A 22,665-nucleotide genomic window follows, 5' to 3' on the forward strand; every position below is an offset into this window, starting at 1 on the left:
TCACCAGTCGTGGAGGGTGCCGTCCGCCAGTCGGTTCACCGGCAGGTACGCGGCACGGTAGGGGAACCGCCCGGCCGCGTCCAGGTCCAACTCCACACCCAACCCGGGCGTGTCCGACGGGTGCAGCAGCCCGTCCGCGAACGTGTAGGACGTCCGGAACACCTCCAGCGTCGCCGCCGTGTGCGGCATGTACTCCTGGATTCCGAAGTTGTGCACCGCCAGGTCCAGGTGCAACGCGGCGGCCATGCCCACCGGCGAGATGTCCGTCGGCCCGTGCATCCCCGACTTGACCCCGTACACCGCCGCGAAGTCCAGCACCTTCTTCAACGCCGTCACGCCACCGGTGTGCGTCACCGCCGAGCGGACGTAGTCGATCAACCGCTCGCTCAGCAACGTCGTGTAGTCGTGGATGGAGTTGAACACCTCGCCGATCGCCAGCGGCGTCGTGGTGTGCTGCCGGATCAGCCGCAGCGCCGCCTGGTCCTCACCCGGCGTGGCGTCCTCCAGCCAGAACAGGTCGTACGGCTCCAGCGCCTTGCCCAACCGGGCCGCCTCGATCGGGGTCATCCGGTGGTGGCCGTCGTGCAGCAACGGCAACGACGGCCCGAACTCCGCCCGCACCGCCTCGAACACGGAAGGCACGTGCCGCAGATAGGCGCGCGTGTCCCAGCTCTCCTCCACCGGCAGCACACCGGCTCGCGCCGGCTCGTAGTCGTACCGATCCCCACCGCCCGCCGCCGACGCCGCGACCCCGTACACCGTGTCCAGCCCCGGGATTCCGGTCTGCACCCGGATCGCCCGGAACCCCAGCTCCAGGTGCAGCCGGATCGAGTCGAACAGTTCCGGCAGGTCACGCCCCGACGCGTGCCCGTACGCCAACGCACCGACCCGGCACGCACCACCCAGCAGCTGGTACAGCGGCATCCCGGCGGCACGCGCCTTGATGTCCCACAACGCGGTGTCGACGGCGGCGATCGCGGCCATCGTCACCGGGCCGCGCCGCCAGTAAGCGCCCCGGTACAGGTACTGCCAGGTGTCCTCGACGGCCGACGCGTCCCGCCCGATCAGCAGCGGCACGACGTGCTCGCGCAGGTACGCCTCCACCGCCAGCTCGCGGCCGTTCAGCGTGGCGTCGCCCAGACCGGTGATCCCGTCCTCGGTGGTGATCCGCAGCGTGACGAAGTTCCGCCCCGGGCTGGTCACCACCACCTCCGCCGCAGCGATCTTCACGACTGAGCCCTCCGCACTTCCGCCACCGACACGCCATACGCGTCAAGCTCCACAGTGGACAGAGCCGCACCGTCCAGCGCCACCAAAGCCCCGTCCACCACGGGCCGCGCCACCACCGGTGACGCGTGCTGGCTGATGAACCACGCGAACACCCGCCCGTCGGTCGAGTGCTCCATCAACCCCGTCATCACCAACGGGTCGTCGACCCGCACCCACGGCGTCACACCGGCCGACGCCGCCAGAGCCGCGTACAGCCGCCACGTCGGCTCGGGGTTCACCCGGGGGGTCATCGCCGCCATGTGCTCCAACGGGTACGTGCACAGCACCATCCACCCGTCGCCCACCCGGTGCCGCAGCAGCGCGGGCCGACCGCGCCCGTCCACCGCGATCACCTCCGCGCCATCGGGCACCACCGGGAGGAACGCCCGCGAGTTCTCCGTCCCGCCGACCCGGAACACCAGCTCCTCGCCCGCCCCGACACCGCCGAAGTCCCGGACGAACACCATCCGCAGCTCGTCGTCCTCGATCGGGTCGACCAACCCGTACCGCAGCTGCTTCACCACGCCGAACGTCTCGTCCAGCTTCGGCCACCACGGCCCGCGCTGCGTCCGGTGCTCACCGACGAAGTACGACGCGTACACCACCGCACCGGCCGCGGCGCGCTCCACCAACGTCCGCCACGTCGGCGCGGTGAGCTGCTTGACCGACGGCGCCAGGTACAGCGCGCAGTCGTCCGGCACGCCGTCCAGCTCCCGCACCACGCCCACCGGCAGGTCCGCCTCCCTCGCCGCGATGTACGCCTGGCGGCAGTTGTTCGCCACGCTCGTCGCGTCCTCGGGCTGCGTGAACGGGTACTGCGCCTCCAGGAACGACGACACCAGCAACGCGATCCGCGTGTCCGGCCGCCGCAACCGGCCGAAGTCCGTGCGCCGCAGCACTTCCGTGAACGCGTGCACCTCCCGCAACTGCTGCTTCGGCCGTCCCCGGGAGTCGGTCAGCCCGAAGTGCATCTCGAACGGGTGGTGCCGGTACGGGTCCTGGTCGGCCAGGTCGTCGTAGTCGGTGTTGTTCCACGGTATCCAGCCCGTCGCGCCCGCCAGCAGCGTCGTGTGCAGGACCTGCCGGTAGTAGTGCGCCGCGTTGGCCTCGGAGGCGTAGTCGGACGTCACCCCGAACTCCTCCATGACCACCGGCTTGCCGCCGATGTCCAGCAGCTCGCAGACGAACGCCGCGCCGAGGTGCAGCCGGAACTGGTCGTCCTCCATCCGGTAGACGTGCGGCCCGTGGAAGTCGATCAGCGGCGCCAGGTCTCGGACCCGGAAGCCGTTGTCCAGCCCGGTGACCTCCACGCCCCAGGCGCCGTCGCCGACCGACACGGGCTGCGTCGCGCCCGCCGCCCGGACCTCGCCGATCAACGCCGCCGCCCACGCCGTCACCGCGTCCGCGTCGAGCGTGCCGATGCCCCGGGACTTCCAGTCCGCGTAGATCGGGATCTCGTTGCTCAGCAGCCATCCCGCGACCGCCGGGTGGTCCTTCCACCGGGCGGTCAGCTCCCGGACGTACCAGCGCTGCCGCTCCAGGAACGACTCGTCGGTGAAGACGTCCCGGCCGTTCCGCCACGCCGGGTCCCAGTTCTGGCCGGACATGTGCCCGACGACGAACGTCGGGATCGTCCGCATGCCCAGCGCGAGGTGCCGGTCGAGGAAGTCGTCGTACCTGGTCAGGAGCGTCCCGTCCAGCGCGTCCTCGGTGGGCATGAAGTCCGGCCAGTAGAAGAAGCTGCGGGTCAGGCCGATGCCGTGGTCGCGCATCACCCGCAGCTCCTCGTCCACCACGGACGGGTCGTAGTCGCGCCACATCAGCGGGCCGCCGGTGCGCGACCAGTAGTTGACCCCGACCCAGATCAGCGGGGAGCCGTCGGCGTCGGCGAGCTTGGCGGAGTTGCGCTGCATGCACATAGGTATATCGTTTAACTGCACGTATGTCGAGGCACAGCGACCAAGCGGTGTAACGTTCGCCTGGTGGTGAGACGTGCTCAGGGCAAGCCCACGATCGCTGACGTCGCCGCCCTCGCGGGTGTGTCGGTGGCGGCCGTGTCGAAGGTCGTCAACGGCAAGGGCAGCATCTCCGCGCCCACCCGTGAACGCGTCCTGACCGCCGCACGCAAGCTCCAGTGGACGCCGTCCGCCGCCGCCGTCGCCCTGCGCTCGGCGAAGACCCGGGCCATCGGCATGGTCGCCAAGCGCTCACCGGACCTGCTCAGCGCCGACCCGCACTTCACCCTGCTGATCTCCGGCATCGAGAGCGAACTGTCGCCGCTCGGGTACGGCCTGCTGCTGCACATCGTGGGGGAGGAGCCGTCCGCCGAGGAGGCCGCCTACCGCAGGCTGGCCGACGAACGCCGGGTCGACGGCGTCGTGCTCACCGAGAGCCTGATCGGCGACAGCCGGTTCGACCTGCTGCGCACCCTCGGCGTGAACACCGTGCTGATCGGCACGCCGTGGCGCGACGACCCGGTGCCCGCCGTGCAGGCGACCGGGCTGGACAACGGGATCCGGTCGGCCGTCGAACACCTGGTGGCGCACGGGCACCGGCGCGTCGCCTACGTCTCCGGCCCCGAGGACCGGGTGCACACGGTCTACCGGCGTCGGGTGTTCGAGGAGGCGCTGGCAGCGCACGACCTCACGCCCAGCCACGCGATCGTGTCGGACTTCACCGCCGCCGGCGCGGTCGACGCCGTCTCCGGGCTGCTCGCCGACCGCCGACGCCCGACCGCCGTGCTGTTCGCCAACGACTCGATGGCCGTGGCGGGGATGAGCGCGGCGCGGCGGCTCGGGGTGGACGTCCCCGGTGAGCTGTCCGTGATCGGCCACGACGACCTGCCGCTCGGCGAACTCGTCTACCCGCAGCTCACGACCGTGCGGCAGGACCTCGTCGGCCTCGGGCGTGCGGCGGCCCGCGTCCTCCTCGCGTCCCTCGGGGAGGTCGAGGACGCCCCGGTCGGCATCCGTCCCCCCGAGCTGGTGGTCCGCGAGTCCACCGGTCCGCTGACCAGCCGGTAGCGGCGCCGGCCCACGTAAAGTGGAGCGCATGCGCACACGGCCGACGTTGAGCTGGACGGCGACCGGCACCCCGTTGCCGCGCACGACCAGCCTGGACGAGGTCGTGCGGGTGGTCGCGGGCGGCCGGGTGCTGGTGCTCAGCGGCGCCGGCCTGTCCACCGAGTCGGGCATCCCGGACTACCGGGGCGCGGCGGGCAGCCTGCGCAAGCACACGCCGATGACGTACGACGAGTTCGTCGGCACCGTCGAGGGCAGGCGCCGGTACTGGGCGCGCAGCCACCTCGGCTGGCGGACGATCGCCCGTGCCGCGCCGAACACCGGTCACCACGCCGTCGCCGAACTGCACGCCCGTGGTCACCTGTCCGGTGTCATCACGCAGAACGTCGACGGACTGCACCAGGCCGCCGGCACGCCCGACGTGGTCGAACTGCACGGCAGCCTGGACCGCGTGGTGTGCCTGGACTGCCGCGCCGTCAGCGCCCGCGAAAACCTGGACCGCCGCCTCCGTGCCGCCAACCCGTCGTTCGAAGCGACCGCGACCCGCATCAACCCGGACGGCGACGTGGACCTGGCCGAGCACGAGGTCCGCTCGTTCCGGCTGGTCGCCTGCGCCGACTGCCGTACGGGCACCCTCAAGCCGGACGTGGTCTTCTTCGGCGAGAACGTCCCCCGCTCCCGGGTGGACCAGTGCTACCGCTCGGTCGACTCCGCCGACGCGCTACTGGTGCTCGGCTCCTCGCTGACGGTCATGTCCGGCCTGCGCTTCGTCCGCCACGCCGCCACCACCGGCAAACCCGTCCTCATCGTCAACCAGGGTGAGACCAGGGGCGACCCCCACGCCACCGTCCGCGTGGACCTCCCCCTGGGCCAAGCCCTGACGACCCTCCTGGCCCACCTCCCCTAACGCCCACCCGAACACCGCGAGTCGTCCATGTGCGGGTGGTCGACTCGCGGTGTCGGAGTGGAGGGCTCGCGGGGCGGGGTTAGCGGAGGCGGAGGCGGAGGACGTGGTCCGAGCGGGTGCCCTGTTCGCCGTTGGGGCCGGGCATGTCGCGTTCGACCGTCTCGTCCACCTCCACGGTCCAGCGCTGGTCCGGCTTGAGCGAGTCCAGCAGCTCGGCGTTGGTGTCGAAGTGGTGGTGGGCGTGCGGGTGGTCGTGCTGCCACGTGGCCCAGCCGCCGTGCCCGACGACCAGCAGCACACCGCCCGGCGCCACGGCCTCGGCCGCCCGCGCCAGGATCCCGTGCCGCTCACCGTCCGCGGCCACCGCCGAGTGCAGGAACATCGCGGAGACCAGGTCGAACGTCCCGGTCGGGAACGACCGCGCCAAGTCGTGCTGCCGCCAGTCGATGCGCGCGGCCAGGCCGGCGTCGGTGGCCCGCGCCGCGCCGCGGGCCAGCGCCGTGCTCGACACGTCGACCGCGGTGACCATCCAGCCCTGCGCGGCCAGCCACAGCGCGTCGCCGCCCTCGCCGCAGCCCAGGTCGAGCGCGGTGCCCGGAGTGAGCTGTTCGGCTTCTCTCTTGAGCAGTTCGTTGACCGAGCCGGTCCAGATCTGACCCTTCTCGCGGTAGAACGACTCCCAGTGGTCCTCGGTCGTGCTGACATCCGTGTTCATGTCACCGATCCTCCGAACACGCGCCAGTTCTGGCAAGGTTTGTTGCCAACTCGGCAACTCGCCGGCGAGCCTCCGTTGCGTAGTCGGAGGGGATAACTCGATCGGGTAGTGACCTATCGCTCGATCGAGTCGGGAAGATCCGGGTTCTACGCTCGCGCTCCGATATCGGGATCACACCGACCGCTTCCGCGCGCCGGATGTCTCCATGGGAAGAGTCGCGTGACTGGTTACCTCGAACTCGCCGCGTCCGCGGTGCTGTACGCGCTGGGCATCGTCGCCCAGTCGGTCGCCTCCCGCCGCGCCGATGAAGGCGTCGGCGGACTCGGGCTGCTCGCCCGGCTCGCCCGGGACCGGCTCTACCTGCTCGGCTTCGCCGGCCAGGTCGGCGGGTTCGCGCTGGCCTTCCTGGCCCGCGCCGAGCTCCCGCTCTACCTCGTGCAGGCCGGGTCCTCGTGCGCCGTCGGGCTGGCCACCCTCTTCGGCATCACCGTGCTCGGCTGGAGGGTCCGCACGGTCGAGGTCGTGGTGCTCGTCGTGATGGCGACCGGCCTGGTGCTGCTCGTCGCGGCGGCCACCCCGTCGACCGCGCACGACGTGCCGCAGGGCCTGGGCATCGTCCTCTTCGGACTCCCGATCGTGGCCCTGGTCCTCGTCCAACGGCGCGTCAAGGGCGTGGTGCCGCTGGCCACGGCGGCAGGGCTGACGTTCGCCGTGGTCGCCATGACCAGCCGCACCCTGGCCGACGAACCGTTCCTCACCCTCCCGCTGTACCCGTTGGCGTGGCTGATGATCGTCGCCGCGCTCGTCGGCCAGTCCTACCTCGCCCTCTCCCTGCGCCGCGGCTCGGCCACCTCCACCGTCGCGACCATGGACGCCACCACGGTCGTCGTCACCTCCGTCATCGGCATCGCCGCCCTCGGTGACCGGATCACCCCCGGCCGCGAGTGGTGGGTCGTGCTCGGCGTGGGCCTGGTCGTGTCCGGCGTGCTGCTGCTCGGCTCGGCCGACAGGTTCGCGAAGACCGCCAAGACGAACCCGGCACAGGTGACCCGATGAGCACCGCCAGCGTCTCGCTCGACCTCGACAACCTCTGGGCCTACCTCAAGACCCACGGCAACCCCGAGTGGGAACGCCGCCCCAGCTTCCTGCGCACCGCCGTGCCTCGACTGCTGGAGGCGTTCGGCACGAACGACCTCACCACAACGGTGTTCGTCGTCGGCGCGGACGTCGAGCGCGACGACGGCGCCCAGGCCGTCGCCGACATCACCGCCGCCGGCCACGAGATCGGCAACCACTCCTACGGCCACGAACCCTGGCTGCACCGCTACTCCCGGACCAGGCTCGAAGCCGAACTCGCCCGCACCGAGCACGCCATCATCACGGCCGGCGCGCCACGGCCCACCGGCTTCCGCGGCCCCGGCTACAGCGTCACGCACAACCTGCTGGAACTGCTGGCCGAACGCGGCTACCGCTACGACGCCAGCACCCTGCCGACCTGGATCGGCCCGCTCGCCCGCGCCTACCACAACCGCACCGCGCCCACCGGCGGCGACCGCGACCTGTTCGGCGGCTTCTCCCGCGTCCGCGCCCCGAACGCCGCCTACCGCTGGCGCGTCGGCACGGGCCTGGTCGAGCTGCCCGTCACCACCATGCCGCTGCTGCGCGTCCCCATCCACGGCTCCTACCTGCTCCAATTGCACCAGGTGTCACCCCTCCTCGCCCGCGGCTACTTCACCACCGCGTTGCGACTGTGCCGGGCGCGCGGCGTGCAGCCGTCGTTGCTGCTGCACCCCACGGACGTGCTCGGCGCCGCCGAAGCCCCGGGCATGGAGTTCTTCCCCGGCATGGCGGTGCCGGGCGCGCGGAAGGTCGAGTTCCTGGGCTGGGTGCTCGGCGCGCTGCGCGCCCACTTCGACGTGGTGGGCACCGGCGAGCACGTCCGCCGACTCGAAGCGCGCCTGCCCGAGCACGACACCGGACTCCTGGCGCGGTGCGGCGGATGACCTGGCGGATGGCCCGGAGGAGTGCCTGGCGGACGACCGGACGAGCGACCGGGCAGTCGGCCGGGTGGATGACGTGGCTGCTGCGGGCCTTCGCCTGCGCGACGGTGTTCGCCGCGCCGCTGGAGGGCTACCTCCTCCAGGCGCACGGCCAACTCGCCAAGCTGCCACCCGCCCTGCTCGTCGTCACCTGGGTCGTGGTCAGGGTGCGTCAGCGCCGAACGCCGGAACCACACCCGGTCCACGCGGTCCTCGCCCTGCTCGCCGTCGTGCTGCTGACGTCCTCGGCGCTGCACGCGGGCGGCCCGTACACGATGGAGTACCTCCTCCGCTGGCTGCCGTTCCTGCTGGTCGCGGTCGTCCTGATCGACGTGGCGGCACGCGAGGTGCCGATCCGGGCGATCCTCGCGGCCACCGTCGCCGGAGCCGTGATGGCAGCGGTCGGGGCGCTGCACAGCCTCCTCGCGGCGGGCGAGACGCGGGCGACCGGTCCGCTGGAAGACCCGAACGACCTCGCGTACTTCCTGGTCGCCGCACTACCGCTGCTGGTCGCCCTCCGCCGCGGCGCGGTAGTGGCCGCGGCCGTGCTCGTGGCAGGGGCCGCGGCGACGTTCTCCCGGGGCGGCGCCCTCGCCCTCACGGCCGCCATGACGTGGCTGCTCGCCCGCCGCGCGTTGCCGCTCAAGGCCGTGACGGGCGCGGCGGTGGCCGTGACGGCGCTCGGCGTGGCGGCCGTCCTGTTCGCCGGACCGGAGCTGGACCGGGCGATCAGCGAGAAGTCCCACATCGCCGGGACCAATGTGGACACCCGTGAGCTGCGCTGGCAGGCCGCCGCGCGGATGGTCGCCGACCACCCCGGCCTCGGCGTCGGACCGGGAGGGTTCCGCGCCTGGTACCCGGCCGCCTCGCACAACGCCGAGATCGACGAGCAGACCCCGGTGGCGCACAGCATGTACCTGGAGGTGGCCGCCGAACTCGGCGTGCCGGGGTTCGCCCTGTTCGCCGCGCTCCTGGTGCTCACCGCGGTCACCAGCGAACGCGTGCGGCGCACCACCGCCGACCCGTTGCCGATGGTCGCCGTGCAGGCGTCCCTGATCGCGGTCGTGGTCGCCTCCACCTTCCTGTCCCAGCAGTACTACCTGCCGTTGTGGTCGCTGGTCGCGGTCGTGGCCGCGGCCGACCTGCGTCTGAGGAGGACGAGCGACGTTGCGTGTGCTCCACGTGATCAGTGAGATGGGTACCGGTGGCGCCGAAGCCCTGGTAGCCGGGATGGCCAGGGCGGGGGCGCAGTTCGGCTGGCAGTCGGCCGTCGCCAGCGGCGGCGGGCACCGGGCGGAGGCGTTGCGCGCGTGCGGCGTGCCGACGTTCACCGTGCCGGTGGCCGAGCGCAAGGCGACCGGCGTGCTCCGCGCGACCACCGCCACCAAGGCCGCGATCCGCACCTTCCGGCCGGAGGTCGTGCTGGCGCACAACGTGTCGGCCAGCCTGGTCGCACGGCTCGCCGTGCTGCCGCGCCGGCTGCCGCTGCTGACCGTCTTCCACGGCGTGGCGGAAAGCGACTACAGCGGTGCCGCCCGCATCCTCAAGCGCACCTCGCGCACGGTCGTCGCGGTCGCCGACGCGACGGCCGACCGGCTGCGCGCCGCGGGAGTCGCGGACCCGGTGGTGATACCGAACGCCGTGTTCCCGCAGACGGAGAGGGTGAACCGGGCGGCGGTGCGGGCGGTGCACGGCGTCGCGCCCGACGTGCCGGTCGCGCTGTGCCCGGCCCGGCTGGAACCGCAGAAGCGGCACGACGTGCTGCTGGAGGCGTGGGCGAAGCTCGGCGGCAACGCGGTGCTGTGGCTCGCCGGTGACGGCAGCCTCCACGACGAGCTGCGCCTGCGTGCGGCGGAGCTGGGCATCCGGGACCGGGTCCGGTTCCTCGGCAACCGGTGCGACGTGCCGGACCTGCTGGCCGCCGCCGACGTCACCGTGCTCGCCAGCGACTGGGAGGGCATGCCGATCGCGGTGCTGGAATCGCTGGCCGCCGGACGCCCGGTCGTGGCGACCGATGTGGACGGTGTGCGGCAGGCGCTGGCCGGTGGCGGCGGCATCCTGGTGCCGCGCCGTGACCCGGGTGCGACGGCGGAAGCGCTGCGGTCACTGCTGTTCGACCCCCGCGCGCGGGCCGAGCTGGGCGAAGTGGGGCGCGCGTCCGTTCAGCGGCAGCACGACCCGCGCCTGCTGATGCGGTCCTACGACGAGCTGTTGCGCACCGCGATCGGGGTGTCATGAGGCTGCCCGGGATGCAGGTGAGGATCAGCCTCGGCGTCGCGCTGCTGGTCGCGGTGGTGGTGCTGGTCGTGGTCGAGGTGGGCGGCGAGGAGTACGAGAGCCGCGTCGGCCTGCTGGCGGTGGCGGCCGAGAACTCCGCCGAGTCCGGTCACGCCCGGTACGGCGAGGTCGTCGCCCTGTCGCTGCCCGCGCTGGTCGAGGTGTCGCGCAGCCCGTCCGTGCTGCGCGAACCCGCCCAGGAGCTGGGCACCACGATCGACGACCTGGCCCGGCGCGTGTCGGTGGAGCTGGTGCCCGCGTCGGGCCTGGCCCGGTTGTCCGTGCGCGCCCGGACCGCCGACGAGGCCGCGCAGGCCGCGACGCGCATCGCGCGGGCCGTGGTGGACGTCGACCTGCTCGCGCCCGCCGCCCGGCTCCGCCAACTCGACCGGCCCGAGACCACGCGGACCGCACCGGACCGGCCGTTGGCGTTCGGCCTCGCGCTGATCGCCGGGGTGATCGCGGGTCTCGCCGCGCACGCCTTCGGCCACCTGCGCCGGACCCGTGCCGGTGACCTGATCCGAGCGGCGTTGACGGCCGGTGGCGTGCGGCACCCGGTCACGGTCCTGCCCGACGACGACCCCGGTCTGGGGCGACGGCTGGCGGTGCTGTGCGAGGCGTCGGCACGGCCCGCGCGGGTCGTGGCCGTGGTCCCCGAACTGACCGCACGTGCCGACGAGCTGGCCGCCGAACTGCCGGACAAGACCGGTGAGCCCGGCGACGGTGACGCGGTGATCGCGGTCGTCCCGGCGGACGGCAGGCGACAGGACGAGTTGGCGACCGTGGTCGGCGCACTGCCGGCCGCTGCGACCGTAGTGGCGGTGGTGACGTGTTGACATCGGTGAAGATCGGTTTGTGGAAGCGGTCGGGGCTCACCGCGCTGGTGGCGTTGGTGGGGGTGGTGGCCGCGTGGCGCGCGCTGCGGCCGTCGTGGGAGGTGCCGCTGCCCACCCTGGCCACCCTGTCCGAGGAACGGATGCAGGACTTCCGGGACGCGTTGTACTTCCCGGTCCGGGAGTTCCTGGCCGGCGGCAACCCGTACCACCCGGCGATGATGTTCGAGCACTGGCCGGTGCGGCAGAACTTCAACCTCTACCAGCCGTACCACCTCCTGCTGCACGCGCCGTTCGCGCTGCCGGGGTACCGGGTGGGCGCGGTGGCGTTCGCGTTGGCGTCGCTGGTGCTGCTGGTCGCGCTCGCGGTGCTGGCGGCGGGACGGCTGCGCCCGCACCTGCCGGTGGCACTCGGCACGGCGGTGATCGCGACGCTGCTCGTGCTCAGCCAGGTGGGCAAGGCGCAGCTGTACGTCGGCCAGGTGAACCCGCTGATCGCGGTCGGCGCGGCGGGCGCGTTGCTGGCCCGGCGGGACGCGCCGAAGTGGGCGGCGGTCGCGTTGGCGCTCGCGTGGCTCAAGCCGCAGTTCGGCCTGCCGCTGGCGGTGCTGCTGTACGTGCGCGGGTCACAGCGGGTGGCGTTGGTCGGCACGGCGATCGCGGCGGTGGCGAGCCTGGTCGTGGTGGTCCCGCTGATCGTGCGCGGTGGCGGGGTGGGGCCGTTCGCGGATGTGATCGCGGCGAACCTCGCGCACGCCAACGAGACGGCGTACGGCGCGGTGGACTCGCTGGTGTCGCAACGGGTCGACCTCGCGGCGGTGTTCTACCGCGTCACGGGCTGGTTGCCGGCGGGTGCGGAACTGGTGGTGCTGATCGGGGTGCTCGCGGTGAGCGCGGTGCTCGCGAAGCGGCTGGACCGGATGGGCAAGCCGGCCGCGGCGGACCTGCTGACGTGCCTGGCGGTGGTCGTGGCCGTCGTGCACCAGCCGGGCGACGTGCTGATCGCCGTGCCGTCGATGGTGGCGGTGGGTGTCGTGTGGTGGCGGCGCCCGCGCGAGCGGGACTGGCGGCTCATGTGGTGGTCGGTGGTGCTGCTCCTGGTTCCCTTCGCGCACCTGCACTTCGTGAGCTCGGCGATCCGGGACTCGCTGGGTGCGCGGGTCGACGTGACGGTCGACGGTGTCGCCGTCGTGGCGGCGTGGCTGCTGGCAGTGGGCTTCGCGGCCACCCGCCGCTGCTCGGGCGGCGGGACGGTGCGGATGTGACGGCCCTCGGTCAGCGGGCCGTCCGCGGTTCGCTGTGGCTGTTCCTGGTCAACCTGGTCGGCAAGGGCAGCCAGATGGGCGTCACGCTCGTGCTGGCCGCGTTCCTCACGTCCGAGGGCCTGGGGTTGGTGGCGCTGGCCGTGGCGCTGGTGAACATCGGGCAGGTCGTCCAGTCGATGGGCGTCTACGACGTGGTCAGCCGGACGGTCTGCGACCCGCTCCGGGTGGCGGGCACGTTGCTCACCCTCAGCGCGGGCGTCGGGCTGGTGCTGGCGCTGGGGCTGGTGCTCGCGGCGGACGGGATGGCGCAGGCGCTGGACGCTCCGGCCGCCGCGCCCCTGGTGCGGCTGGCGGCGGTGAGCCTGCCGTTCTCGGCGGTGGCCGGGGTGCAGATGGGGCTGCTACACCGGGACCTGGACTTCCGCCGTCGCCTGCTGCCCGACGCGGGCGGCGCGGTGCTCGGTGCGATCGTGACGGTCGTGCTCGCGGTGGTGGGCGCCGGGCCGTACGCGCTGGTCATCGGCCTGCTGTGCACGGCCGTGGCGCAACCGGTGCTCGGTGTGGTGGTCGGGGTGCGGGTGCGACCGGTGTGGGACGCGGACGCGGCGGCCGAGGCGCTGCGGTGGATCGCGGTGGTCGGACCGGGTGCGCTGGTGGCCGTGCTGCTGATCAACCTGGACTACCTGGCGCTCGCCCGCGTGCACGGGCCGGAGGCGGTCGGCGTGTACTCGTTGGCGTACCGGATCGCGTGGGTGCCGTACATCCTGGTGGCGGTGGTGCTCGGCGGTGTGGTGCTCCCGTTGTGCGCACGGATGATGAGGGACGGGCAGGAGCTGTCCGAAGTGGTCGGACGCTTCACGGTGGCCGTGCTGGCGGTGACCGGCGGCCTGTACGCGGTGACGGCGGCGTTGGCGGACCGGGTCGTGGTGTTCGGCGCGCGGTGGTCGGACGCGGCGGCGCCGTTGGCCCTGCTGTGCCTGTACGGCTTGGGGATCAGCCTGCTGCACGTCTGGTACCAGGTCCTCAAGGCGGCCGGGCACGCCCGCCGCTACCTGGCGCTGGAGGCGACCCACCTGGTGCTGCTGGTCGGCGGGCTGCTGGCGTTCACCCGGCACGGTGTGGTGGCGGTCGCGCTGGTCCAGCTCACAGCCGCGTGGCTGGTGGTGCCGCTCACCTGGCGCGCGTTGGCCCGGCGCGGGCTCGGACCGCCGCTCGAGGTGCTGGCGAAGGGCGCCGCCGGGGTCGTGCTCGCGGCGGGGTGCTGTGCGGCGGTGGCGACGTACTTGTTCGGGCCGCCCGGTTCGGTGGCGGCGGTGCTGGCCGAGGGGACCGTGTTGACGGTGGTGTGCGGGGTGGTCTTGTCGGCGGCGAACCGGGAGGTGGTGCGCCGGTGGAGGTCGTGCACGTGAGCCAACCCGTGACGGCGGGTGTGGCGTCGGTGGTGCTGGAGTTGGCCGAGGCGCAGCGGGCGCTGGGGTGGACGGTGGTCGTGGTGTGCCCGCCCGGTCCGCTCGGCGAACGGGCACGGGGGCTGGGGATCGAGGTGCGCGACTGGCCGGCGGGTCGGCAGCCGGGGTTCGGGACGGTCGCGGAGGTGGTGCGGCTCCGGCGGATCCTGCGGGACCTCGCGCCGGACGTCGTGCACCTGCACAGCTCCAAGGCCGGTCTGGTCGGCCGGCTGGTGGTGCGCGGGCGGCGGCCGACGTTGTTCCAGCCGCACCTGTGGTCGTTCCAGACCGCTACCGGGTTGGTGGCGGGTGCGTCCCGCGCCTGGGAACGGGTGGCGTCGCGGTGGACGCACCAGCTCGTGTGCGTGAGCGACGACGAACTGGCGGTCGGGCGCGCGGTCGGCGTGGGAGGTTCGGCGGAAGTGGTGTGCAACGGCGTGGACGTCGACCGGCTGCGGCCCTCGGACCGGGTTGCCGCGCGATGGCGGTTGGGGCTCCCGGACGTGCCCACGGCGGTGTGCGTGGGTCGGCTCGCGCCGCTCAAGGGGCAGGACCGGCTGCTCGCGGCGTGGCCGGCGGTGCGGGCGAAGGTGTCGGACGCGCGGCTGGTGCTGGTCGGCGACGGACCGATGGGCGAGCGGTGGCGGGCGGCCTGCGGCGACGAGTCCGTGCGCTGGTGGGGGCACGACGACGAGGTCGCCGACTTCTACGCCGCCGCCGACGTGGTCGTGCTGCCGTCACGGGCCGAGGGGATGGCGCTGGTGCCGCTGGAGGCGATGGCGTGCGGGCGTTCCGTGGTGGCGTTCGACGTCAGCGGGGTGCGGCAGAGCGTCGGTGAGGCCGGTGCGGTGCTGCCGGACGGTGACGTCGAGGCATTGGCCGAGGCGGTCGCGGAGCGGCTCGCCGATCCCGCGCTGGCAGACGGGGAGGGCGAGCGGGGCAGGCGGCGGGTGGAGCTGCTGTTCGACCGGCGGCAGGTGGCCGACCAGGTCGCGACCCTGGTGGACAAGCTCGTGGTGGGTGCCCGGTGAACCGACTGCGGATCGCGTACCTGCTGACCCAGTCCGGCGGGGGACCGGTGGACGTCACCGTGCGGCTGGCGCGGGCGTTGCTGGCGACCGGCGAGGCGGACGTGCGGGTGTTCGGGCCGGTGCCGCGCCGGGGTGCGGAGGTGGTGACCGGGCACCACGAGCTGGTGGAGGTCGGGGACAAGGCCGACGTGCGTGCCGGGCGGCGGGCGCGGGCGGCGGTGCGGGCGTGGGAGCCCGATGTGGTGCACGCCCAGGACCGGCGGGCCGGGCTGGTCTGCGCCGGGCTGCGGTGGCGCCACAAGGTGGTCCAGACGTACCACGGCGTGCCGGACGACGTGGGGGAGCAGTGGTTCCGGGGTGTTCCGGGTGCTGCGCAACCTTCCGCGTACACGCGGACCGTGCTGGCCGCTGATGCCGTGGTGGCGCGTGCCGTGCACCGGACGGTGGTGCCGGCGCGGGAGATGGGCCGGTTCCTGGAGACCCGGCTTCGGGTGCCGTCGACCATGGTGACGCACATCGACAACTGCGTGGAGCCCGCGCACGTCCACCTGCCGGTCGGGCCGGTGCGGCGGCTGGTGTTCGTCGGTCTGCTGGTGGAGCGCAAGGGGTTGGGCACGTTGTTGGCGGCACTGGCGCTGCCGGGTGTGATGCCGGCGGACGCCACGTTGACCGTGGTGGGTGACGGTCCGGAGCGGGCCAGGTCCGAGGAGCTGGCGCGGGCGCTGGGTGGGCGGGTGACGTTCCTGGGGTTCCGGGCCGACGTGCCGGAAGTGCTGCGGCACCACGACGCGCTCGTGCTGCCGTCCACGATGGAGCAGCAGCCGCTGGTGGTCGCCGAGGCGATGGCGGCGGGCAAGCCCGTCGTGGCGACGGACACCGGTGGGGTGGCCGACATGCTGGGTGGTCCGGACGACGCCGTCGCACTGGCCGCGCCGGGAGATGTCGACCAACTGGCCGAGCGGCTGCGCGAGCTGTTCGCCGATCCGGACCCGGCGCACATCGGCAAGCGGCTCGCCGAACGGGCGCGGGAACGCTTCGCGCCGCACGTGTCCGCTCGTCGCCACCTCGCCCTCTACCGCGAACTCACGGGGCGGGAGCCGACGTCGTAGGGGCGGGTGAACCTCACCGCGCGGGTCGGGCTGACGGAGCGCGTGCCGGCGGCGTAGACGGCGCGGGACTCAGGGGGCGGGCGGCGGCGCAGGGGGCGTTGTCGTCGCGCCCGTCGTGGTCGTGGTCGCGGTCGTCGTTGGCGGGGTGGTTGTCGTGGTGGTCGGAGCGGGAGCGGTGGTGGTCGGCGTTGGGCTCGTGGTCGGTGGTGTCTCGGGCTTGACCAGGATCACGGCGTCGCCGCCGGCCACGTCGATCGTGGTCGGCGCGGGCTCGCCCCCGTCGAAGTCCACCAACCCCTCCGGCGGCGTCACCTGGGCCGTCTTCCCGGTCGGGTTCACCACCACGTACCCGCCGGTGAACCGCCGGTCCCACACGCCGGACGGCAGCTGGTTCGCCGTCTCGGTCGCCTCGCCGAGCGCGGACCCCTGGTACCGCGACCAGTCGGGGTCGCGGTAGTCCTTGGTCGTCGCCCCCGACCAGCACGTGAACGGGCTCGCCAACAGCGCCGCCGTGGCGTAGCCGACGCGCTCCTCCCGCGCGCCCTTGGTGTGCGTGATCAGCAGCAGCCAGGACTCGCCGAGCGCGGCCTGTGACCGCAGCTCTTTCCACTCGTTCCCCTTGAAGGTGAGAAGTTCACCCGTACCGGTGTCGCGGAGCCCGAAGTTCTCCTCCATCGCGCCGTCGTACCGGGAGTGCGCCGCCCACCGCCCGGCGGTGAGGTGCGATTCGGACACGTTCGGGATGAGCATCTTCCCGGCTTGGTGCAGGGAGTCGCCGGCCGTGGCGAGGAACTTGTCCATGCCCTCGCGGATGATCCGGTCCGACTCCTCCGCGTCCTCCGCGCCCTTCAGCACGGCCGACGAGTAGTGCTTCAGGGTGCTGAAGTCGTTGTCCGCCAGCACGCCGTCCCAGCCCTCGCGCACCACCTCGGCGGTGACCGCGTCGCTCCACGCCTTCTGGTACGCCGGGTCCCACACCGTCATCTGCCAGTGCTTCGGGTAGCTCTTCCACTCGATCCGCGACCCCGACGTGTCCACCGCGAACCAGTGCGGGCTCTCCCGCTGCGCCTTGAAGTAGCCGATGCCGGTGGGCAGCAGCGGGGCGTCGTCGTCGCCATGCACCGCGCCGGGGTAGTTGCGCGCGCTGGAGAAGTCCTTGTAGACCAGCACCTTGATCTTGGGGTTGAGCTGCTTGAGCTGCCGCAGCGCCGCCGTCTCGGTCGCGTTGAGCACCACCAGGCTGTAGTGGCGCGCCGCGAACTCCAGGTCCCTGGACGTGGGCGGCTCGCCGATGCCGTACCACCAGCCGCACGGCGCCAGCGGCTTCGGCAGCGGGCCGAGCGGGTCCCCAGGCGGCCCGACGTCGGGCGCGGACGCGTCCACGGCGGTGCACCCGATGCTCGGCAAGAGGAGGGCGGCGGCGCACAACAGGCCGAGCAGTCGGCTGCCCAGCCCGTGACCTGGTCGTCGGTTCAGCGATTCCTTCGGCACAACAGCTCACCCACAGTCTGCAACAGGATTTTGACGTCCAGCCACAACGACCAGTTGGCTATGTAGTAGTTGTCATATCGAGACCTGTCGACAATCGAGGTGTCCCCCCGCAGCCCGTGCACCTGTGCGAGCCCGGTGAGTCCCGTCGGAACCCGGTGCCTGGCCCAGTACAACTCGTGGATAGCCGAGAACTCGCGGACGAAACCCGGTCGTTCGGGTCGCGGCCCGACGATGGACATGTCTCCCCGGAGGATGTTCCACAACTGGGGGAGTTCGTCCAGCGAACTGCTACGCAGAAATCGTCCTACTGGCCCGACCCGGCGATCCCCGACCACCGACCAGGTGACTTGGGAATCGTCTTCGCCACTCATTCTCACGCTGCGCAGTTTGTAGAGCACGAATGGCTGATCATCCATCCCGACCCGGACCTGGCGGAAGATCACCGGTCGGCCGCTCTCCAGCAGCACGGCCAGCGCGCACAGCGCGATCACCGGCGCGAGCACGACCAGCGCCACGGCGGCCAGCAGCACGTCCATGCCGCGCTTGACCCACCAGCTCGGCCTGCTGGTCGGCGCGGTGCCCAGCCGCATCAGCGGGTAGCTGCGCAGCCGTTCGATGTCCGGCCCGTCCTGGTAGAGCTCGAACATCCGGGGCACGACCAGGGTGGTGCAGCCCAGCCGGTGCGCGGTGATGGCCGAGTCGACCACGGACGACTCGCGGGCGTGCGAGAACGCCAGCACCACCGTGCCGACACCCAACCGGGTGATCGCGTCGGCCAGGTCCTCGTCCAGCAGGTCGACCGGCAGGGCGGCGCGGTCGAGGGCGGGCTCCGGGTCGACGAACCCGACCGGGCGCAGGCCGAACTCCGGGTGCGCGATCATCGCGCCGACGAGGTCGCCCCCGACCTTCCCGGCGCCGACCACGATCGTGCGGTCGCAGCGGTGGAACTTGCGCCGGCACCAGCGGCCGAAGGCGAACACGCCGAGCCGGGCCGGTTCGCTCAGCGCGGCGAAGGCCAGCACCGACCACTGGGCCCTCGCGGTGGCGTCCGACGGTGCCTGGCCGATCAGCCCGACCAGCGTGACCAGGGCGAACGCCACGGCCGTCGCGCCGATCGAGCGCGGCAGGTCGTGGAACCACGACAGCCACAGCCGCCGCCGGTAGAGGCCGCACGCGCCTCGCACGCCGAGCAGCGCCGCCGCGACCACCGCGATCCACCGGGGGTCCGGTGAGAACCGGAGGGCCACCGCGACCACCGCCGTCACGTCGACGGCGACCAGCAGCACCGCCACCGCGTTCACCCGCCGGAGGAGGTCCGGCCGCGACACCGTCCGCGGCCTCGCGCGCCGCCACTCCGACTCCAGCGGCGAGGTCGTCGCCGATCCCACCCCGTTCACCTCGGACCGCCCTTGCCAGGGCCCGAGCTCGTCCCGTCCACGCCACACCACATTCGGACGACGTCCTTCCCAACCGCGAACTCGATATTGGTCACCCGTTCGAGACCATGCGAACGGGAATCTCTGCGCACTTCGTGTGCACCAAGCGTGATTCTTCGGTGTTTAGTTCACTCTTTCGATGAACAACATTCCTCCTTCCGGTGATCGTCGGGTCTGTTCTCCGTTCGAATTCATCCTGCCGTGCAGCCAGATACCGGCGGGGGTGGTCGAATCTAGTACCGGTGCACAGGCGAATAATTCTGGCCCGCCATCCACCATCCAGTGAAATGGGGTCCTTTGACCGTCGACGAAGGCGCTCTGCGCACCGCGTCGGAACAGGGCGGACCGGCCCTTTCCGACAGCACGCGCACACAGGCCCGAGCCCACATCGTGCTGCCCGCCTACAACGAGGCCGCCTCCCTGCCGCCGCTGCTGCGCCGGCTCGCGGAGGTCGCGCTCACCGAACAGCTCACCGCCTGGGTCGTGGACGACGGCTCGTCCGACGGCACCGCGGAGGTCGCCATCGCCGGGGTGCCGGGCCTCGACGTCCGGCTGGTCAGCCACCCCGTCAACCTCGGCCTCGGCCAGGCCGTCCAATCAGGACTGCGCGCCGTGCTGGCCGAAGCGGGGAAGGAGGACGTGGTCGTGGTGATGGACGCCGACGACACCCACGACCCCGACCTGATCCGGCAGCTGGAGAGCGAGATCGCGGCCGGCGCGGACGTGGTGATCTGCTCCCGGTTCGTGGCCGGCGGGGACGACGCGACCGCGCCCGTCCTGCGCCGCCTGCTGTCGCGCGGGGCCGCGGTGCTGTTCCGCCGCGTGCTGAGGGTGGACGGCGTCCGCGACTTCACCAGCGGCTTCCGCGCCTACCGGGTCAGCCTGCTGACGCGTGCCGCGGACCACTGGGGCGAGCGGCTGATCGAGGAACGCGGGTTCGCCTGCATGGTGGAGCTGCTGCTCAAGCTCCGGCACTGCCGCCCGGTGGTCACCGAGGTCCCGCTGACCCTGCGCTACGACCGCAAGCAGGGTCCGAGCAAGATCAGGATCGCCCGCACGGTCGGGCAGTACGTGAAGCTGCTGGTCCGCGACCGGCTCTCGCCCGCGCCGTACCGGGCGCTGTGATGGGACCGGTGGGCCACGGGCACGTGGTGGTGGTCGGGGGCGGCATCTGCGGCCTGGCCGCCGCCCACCGGCTGGTGCGCGCCGGCGTCCCGGTGACGCTGCTGGAGGGCAGCGACCAGCTCGGCGGTCTCGGCACGTTCTTCCCGTGGCGCGACCGCTGGGTCGAGCGCTTCTACCACTGCGTGATGCCGACCGACGACCACCTGCTCGACCTGCTGGCAGAACTGGGCCTGCGTGACTCGATCGGGTGGCGTCGGACCCGGATGGGCATGGTCGTGGACGGCCGGAGCTTCCCGTTCAACACGGCGCTGGACCTGCTCAGGTTCACCCCGTTGGGCGTCCTCGACCGGCTGCGGTTCGGCGCGGTCTCCCTGCTGCTGCGCCGGTTGGGCAAGGGCAAGGACCTGGACGGCACGCGCACCGAGGACTGGCTGCGCGGCCTCTACGGCGACCGGGTGTGGGAACTGCTGCTCGCGCCGCTGTTCGGCGCGAAGTTCGGCGCGCGCTTCGGCGACGTGCCCGCGCTGTACCTGTGGCAGCGCCTGGGGCGCGAGGGGGCCGTGGCGGTCCGCGGGTACCCCGAGGGTGGCTACCGGGCCGTCATCGACGCGTTGCGGGAGTCGATCGAGGACGGCGGCGGCGTGGTGCGGCTCGGCGCGCCGGTGCGGCGGATCGGGGTGGCCGACGGCGTGCGGGTCGAGCTGGACGGCGGCGAGGTCGTGTCGGCGGACCGGGTCGTGTCCACGCTGCCGCTTCCGTTGCTGCGGGAACTCGCGGACGACGACCTGGCCGACCGGCTGCCCGAGGTGCGGTTGCCGTACCAGGGGGTGGTGAACGCGCTGTTCTTCCTGCGCCGCCCGCTGTCCGGGCACTACTGGACGCCCGTGGTGCGGTCCGGCACGGAGTTCGACGGCCTGATCCAGATGACCCCGCTGGCGGGCGTGCAGCCCTACGGCGGGTGGCACCTGGTCTACGCGATGCGGTACACCGACCGGGAGTCCTCGCTGTTCCGGGAGGACGACGCGGCGATCGCGGCGCGGTGGACGGCGCAGCTGCGCGCGCTGCACCCGTCGCTGAGCGCCGCGGACGTGGACGACGTGCGGGTGTTCAAGGCGCCGTTCGTGGAGCCGGTGTACCCGCTCGGGTACCTGGCCCAGCGCCCGCCCGTGGTGGTCGACGGCACCCCGCTGCTGCTGGCGACCACCGCGCACGTCTACCCGGACGTCACGAGCTGGAATTCGAGTGTGGGACTCGCACGGCGGGTCGTCGCGATGCTGGAGGAGGCACCACAACGGGTTCCGCGCCCGGGGATCCCGAGCTGAGGGCCTCCGCACCGACGGCTTCCGCACCGACGGCTTCCACACCAAGGGGTTCGGCACCAAGGGATTCCGCGTCGAGCCGGACGTCCGGCCGACCGTGGACCGGCTCGCCGCCGACCAGCTGCCGCAGCGCGGCGGCGATCCGGACCGACGGCGAGCCGGTGCCGTACGGGGACGGGATGTGCTCCAGGCGCTCCCGGTGGCCGGGCACGTCGTCCAGCCACCGCAGCACTTCCGCGCCCATCCTCGGGCCGGGCGGGACGAGGGTGCCGAACGTGCCCTCGATCTCCGGCCGCTCGGTGCTGCGGCGCACCACGACCACCGGCCGCTTGAGCACGCTCACCTCCTCCTGGATGCCGCCGGAGTCTGACACGACCACGGCGGCGCACCGGGCCAGCGCCAGGAACGCCGGGTACGCCTGCGGTTCCACCACCCGGAGCCGGACGAGCAGGTTCGTCAGCCCGAAGCCGGACACCCGCTTGGCCGTGCGCGGGTGCAGCGGGAGCACCACGGGCAGCGGCAGCCGGTTCAGCTCGCGCAGGATCGTCTCCAGGTTGGCCGGGTCGTCCACGTTCTCCGGCCGGTGGATGGTGGCCAGCACGTAGCCGTCGCGCTCGAGCCGGTGCGAGGCCAGCACCTCGGCTTCCGCGTCCCGCCCCGGCAGCGCGGCGACGAGGGCTTCGACCACCGTGTTGCCGGTGATCGCGATCCGCTCCTCGGGGACGCTCTCGGCGAGCAGGTTGGTGCGGTTGAGCGGGGTCGCGGCGCAGCACAGGTCGGCCAGGTGGTCGATCGCCACCCGGTTGTGCTCCTCGGGCATCGCCCGGTCGAAGCTGCGCAGGCCCGCTTCGACGTGCACCAGCGGGACGTCGTTCGCGTTGGCGGCCAACGCGCCGGCGAGCGCGGACGTCGTGTCGCCCTGCACGATCACCGCCCGCGTCGGGTGCTGCGCCAGCACCTCGTCCACGGCGGCCACGGCCGCGCCCAGCTGCGCACCACGACGGCCACCGCCCACGTTCAGCTCGTGGAACCGGCCCGGACGGCCGATGTCCTGCCGGATCCGGTGGTACATGGCGGTGTCGTAGTGCTGTCCGGTGTAGACGACGGTCGCGTTCGCCCCGATGAGCCGGATCAGCGGAGCCAGCTTGATCAGCTCCGGCCTGGTGCCGCACACCATCGTCACGGCACCGTGAACTCCCTGGTCGATCGGACCCACCTCCAGTAGCGGATGACGCGCGCCCGGGCGCGATCGCGGTGAAGGCTAGAGCCAGCGCGGTCGATTTCCCTTGTCCCTCAATCGATCGAGTGAACTTGGCGGTCGACGTGCCGGTGTTGTCGGTGTCCTTGAGTAGGTTCGTCGGTGGATCACTCCGGCACTCGG

Annotated in this window: 19 protein-coding genes; 13 read left to right on the forward strand and 6 right to left on the reverse strand. The window is 72.5% G+C overall.

Annotation, left to right across the window (positions count from 1 at the left end; all coding sequences use genetic code 11):
* Positions 1-1,230 (reverse strand): D-mannonate dehydratase ManD, encoded by a 1,230-nt coding sequence (gene manD / locus ACRAKI_RS13950; protein ID WP_447007495.1) that lies wholly within the window; start codon positions 1,228-1,230, stop codon positions 1-3.
* A complete protein-coding gene (locus ACRAKI_RS13955) occupies positions 1,227-3,182 on the reverse strand; it encodes a glycoside hydrolase 5 family protein (RefSeq protein ID WP_447007496.1) in 1,956 nt (651 codons plus the stop codon). The genes manD and ACRAKI_RS13955 overlap by 4 nt, the downstream gene beginning before the upstream one ends.
* 69 nt (positions 3,183-3,251) lie before the next feature.
* Between ACRAKI_RS13955 and ACRAKI_RS13960 the strand changes: the two genes are divergently transcribed.
* Both ACRAKI_RS13960 and ACRAKI_RS13965 read left to right on the forward strand, forming a co-directional pair.
* The gene (locus ACRAKI_RS13960) at positions 3,252-4,292 is read left to right on the forward strand and encodes a LacI family DNA-binding transcriptional regulator (protein ID WP_447007497.1); all 1,041 of its coding nucleotides are present in this window, start codon (positions 3,252-3,254) and stop codon (positions 4,290-4,292) included.
* 28 nt (positions 4,293-4,320) lie between these two features.
* Positions 4,321-5,196: an NAD-dependent protein deacetylase gene (locus tag ACRAKI_RS13965; protein ID WP_447007498.1), complete on the forward strand. Its 876-nt coding sequence runs from the start codon at positions 4,321-4,323 to the stop codon at positions 5,194-5,196.
* A 79-nt stretch (positions 5,197-5,275) separates the two neighbouring features.
* On the opposite strand, the gene ACRAKI_RS13970 is transcribed toward ACRAKI_RS13965, so the two are convergent.
* Entirely contained in the window at positions 5,276-5,911 is a 636-nt protein-coding gene (locus ACRAKI_RS13970) for a class I SAM-dependent methyltransferase (protein ID WP_447007499.1), read from the reverse strand.
* A 219-nt stretch (positions 5,912-6,130) separates the two neighbouring features.
* Between ACRAKI_RS13970 and ACRAKI_RS13975 the strand changes: the two genes are divergently transcribed.
* The 9 genes from ACRAKI_RS13975 to ACRAKI_RS14015 are packed head-to-tail and all read left to right on the forward strand — an operon-like array spanning position 6,131 to position 15,913.
* On the forward strand, positions 6,131-6,967 hold the full coding sequence (locus ACRAKI_RS13975; RefSeq protein ID WP_447007500.1) for a hypothetical protein: 837 nt from the start codon (positions 6,131-6,133) through the stop codon (positions 6,965-6,967).
* Positions 6,964-7,914, forward strand: coding sequence for a polysaccharide deacetylase family protein (locus ACRAKI_RS13980; protein WP_447007501.1), 951 nt, complete (start codon positions 6,964-6,966; stop codon positions 7,912-7,914). Before ACRAKI_RS13975 ends, ACRAKI_RS13980 begins: the two co-directional genes overlap by 4 nt.
* Positions 7,911-9,143, forward strand: a complete 1,233-nt coding sequence (locus ACRAKI_RS13985) for an O-antigen ligase family protein (RefSeq protein ID WP_447007502.1) — start codon at positions 7,911-7,913, stop codon at positions 9,141-9,143. Before ACRAKI_RS13980 ends, ACRAKI_RS13985 begins: the two co-directional genes overlap by 4 nt.
* A gap of 1 nt (position 9,144) precedes the next feature.
* The gene (locus tag ACRAKI_RS13990) at positions 9,145-10,188 is read left to right on the forward strand and encodes a glycosyltransferase (RefSeq protein ID WP_447007503.1); all 1,044 of its coding nucleotides are present in this window, start codon (positions 9,145-9,147) and stop codon (positions 10,186-10,188) included.
* Between the two features lie 11 nt (positions 10,189-10,199).
* Entirely contained in the window at positions 10,200-11,063 is an 864-nt protein-coding gene (locus ACRAKI_RS13995) for a hypothetical protein (protein ID WP_447007504.1), read from the forward strand.
* Complete coding sequence (locus tag ACRAKI_RS14000) at positions 11,057-12,325, forward strand: glycosyltransferase 87 family protein (RefSeq protein WP_447007505.1); 1,269 nt, start codon at positions 11,057-11,059, stop codon at positions 12,323-12,325. Before ACRAKI_RS13995 ends, ACRAKI_RS14000 begins: the two co-directional genes overlap by 7 nt.
* A complete protein-coding gene (locus ACRAKI_RS14005; protein WP_447007506.1) occupies positions 12,322-13,734 on the forward strand; it encodes an oligosaccharide flippase family protein in 1,413 nt (470 codons plus the stop codon). Before ACRAKI_RS14000 ends, ACRAKI_RS14005 begins: the two co-directional genes overlap by 4 nt.
* Complete coding sequence (locus ACRAKI_RS14010; RefSeq protein ID WP_447007507.1) at positions 13,731-14,804, forward strand: glycosyltransferase; 1,074 nt, start codon at positions 13,731-13,733, stop codon at positions 14,802-14,804. Before ACRAKI_RS14005 ends, ACRAKI_RS14010 begins: the two co-directional genes overlap by 4 nt.
* A complete protein-coding gene (locus ACRAKI_RS14015; protein WP_447007508.1) occupies positions 14,801-15,913 on the forward strand; it encodes a glycosyltransferase family 4 protein in 1,113 nt (370 codons plus the stop codon). The genes ACRAKI_RS14010 and ACRAKI_RS14015 overlap by 4 nt, the downstream gene beginning before the upstream one ends.
* A 69-nt stretch (positions 15,914-15,982) precedes the next feature.
* Here ACRAKI_RS14015 and ACRAKI_RS14020 read toward each other — a convergent pair whose 3' ends face one another.
* Both ACRAKI_RS14020 and ACRAKI_RS14025 read right to left on the reverse strand, forming a co-directional pair.
* Positions 15,983-17,404 carry a putative glycoside hydrolase family 15 protein gene (locus tag ACRAKI_RS14020; protein WP_447007509.1) on the reverse strand — a complete coding sequence of 474 codons (1,422 nt, stop codon included), beginning with the start codon at positions 17,402-17,404 and terminating at the stop codon, positions 15,983-15,985.
* Entirely contained in the window at positions 17,386-18,792 is a 1,407-nt protein-coding gene (locus ACRAKI_RS14025; protein WP_447007510.1) for a sugar transferase, read from the reverse strand. Before ACRAKI_RS14025 ends, ACRAKI_RS14020 begins: the two co-directional genes overlap by 19 nt.
* A 345-nt stretch (positions 18,793-19,137) precedes the next feature.
* Here ACRAKI_RS14025 and ACRAKI_RS14030 point away from each other — a divergent pair, with 345 nt between their 5' ends.
* Both ACRAKI_RS14030 and ACRAKI_RS14035 read left to right on the forward strand, forming a co-directional pair.
* Positions 19,138-19,965, forward strand: coding sequence for a glycosyltransferase (locus ACRAKI_RS14030; RefSeq protein ID WP_447007511.1), 828 nt, complete (start codon positions 19,138-19,140; stop codon positions 19,963-19,965).
* Positions 19,965-21,287 (forward strand): FAD-dependent oxidoreductase, encoded by a 1,323-nt coding sequence (locus tag ACRAKI_RS14035; protein ID WP_447007512.1) that lies wholly within the window; start codon positions 19,965-19,967, stop codon positions 21,285-21,287. The genes ACRAKI_RS14030 and ACRAKI_RS14035 overlap by 1 nt, the downstream gene beginning before the upstream one ends.
* Here ACRAKI_RS14035 and wecB read toward each other — a convergent pair.
* Positions 21,190-22,461 (reverse strand): non-hydrolyzing UDP-N-acetylglucosamine 2-epimerase, encoded by a 1,272-nt coding sequence (gene wecB / locus ACRAKI_RS14040; RefSeq protein WP_447008419.1) that lies wholly within the window; start codon positions 22,459-22,461, stop codon positions 21,190-21,192. The two genes, ACRAKI_RS14035 and wecB, sit on opposite strands and share 98 nt — an antisense overlap.
* Positions 22,462-22,665: the final 204 nt, after the last annotated feature.

Source organism: Saccharothrix isguenensis (assembly GCF_052936305.1).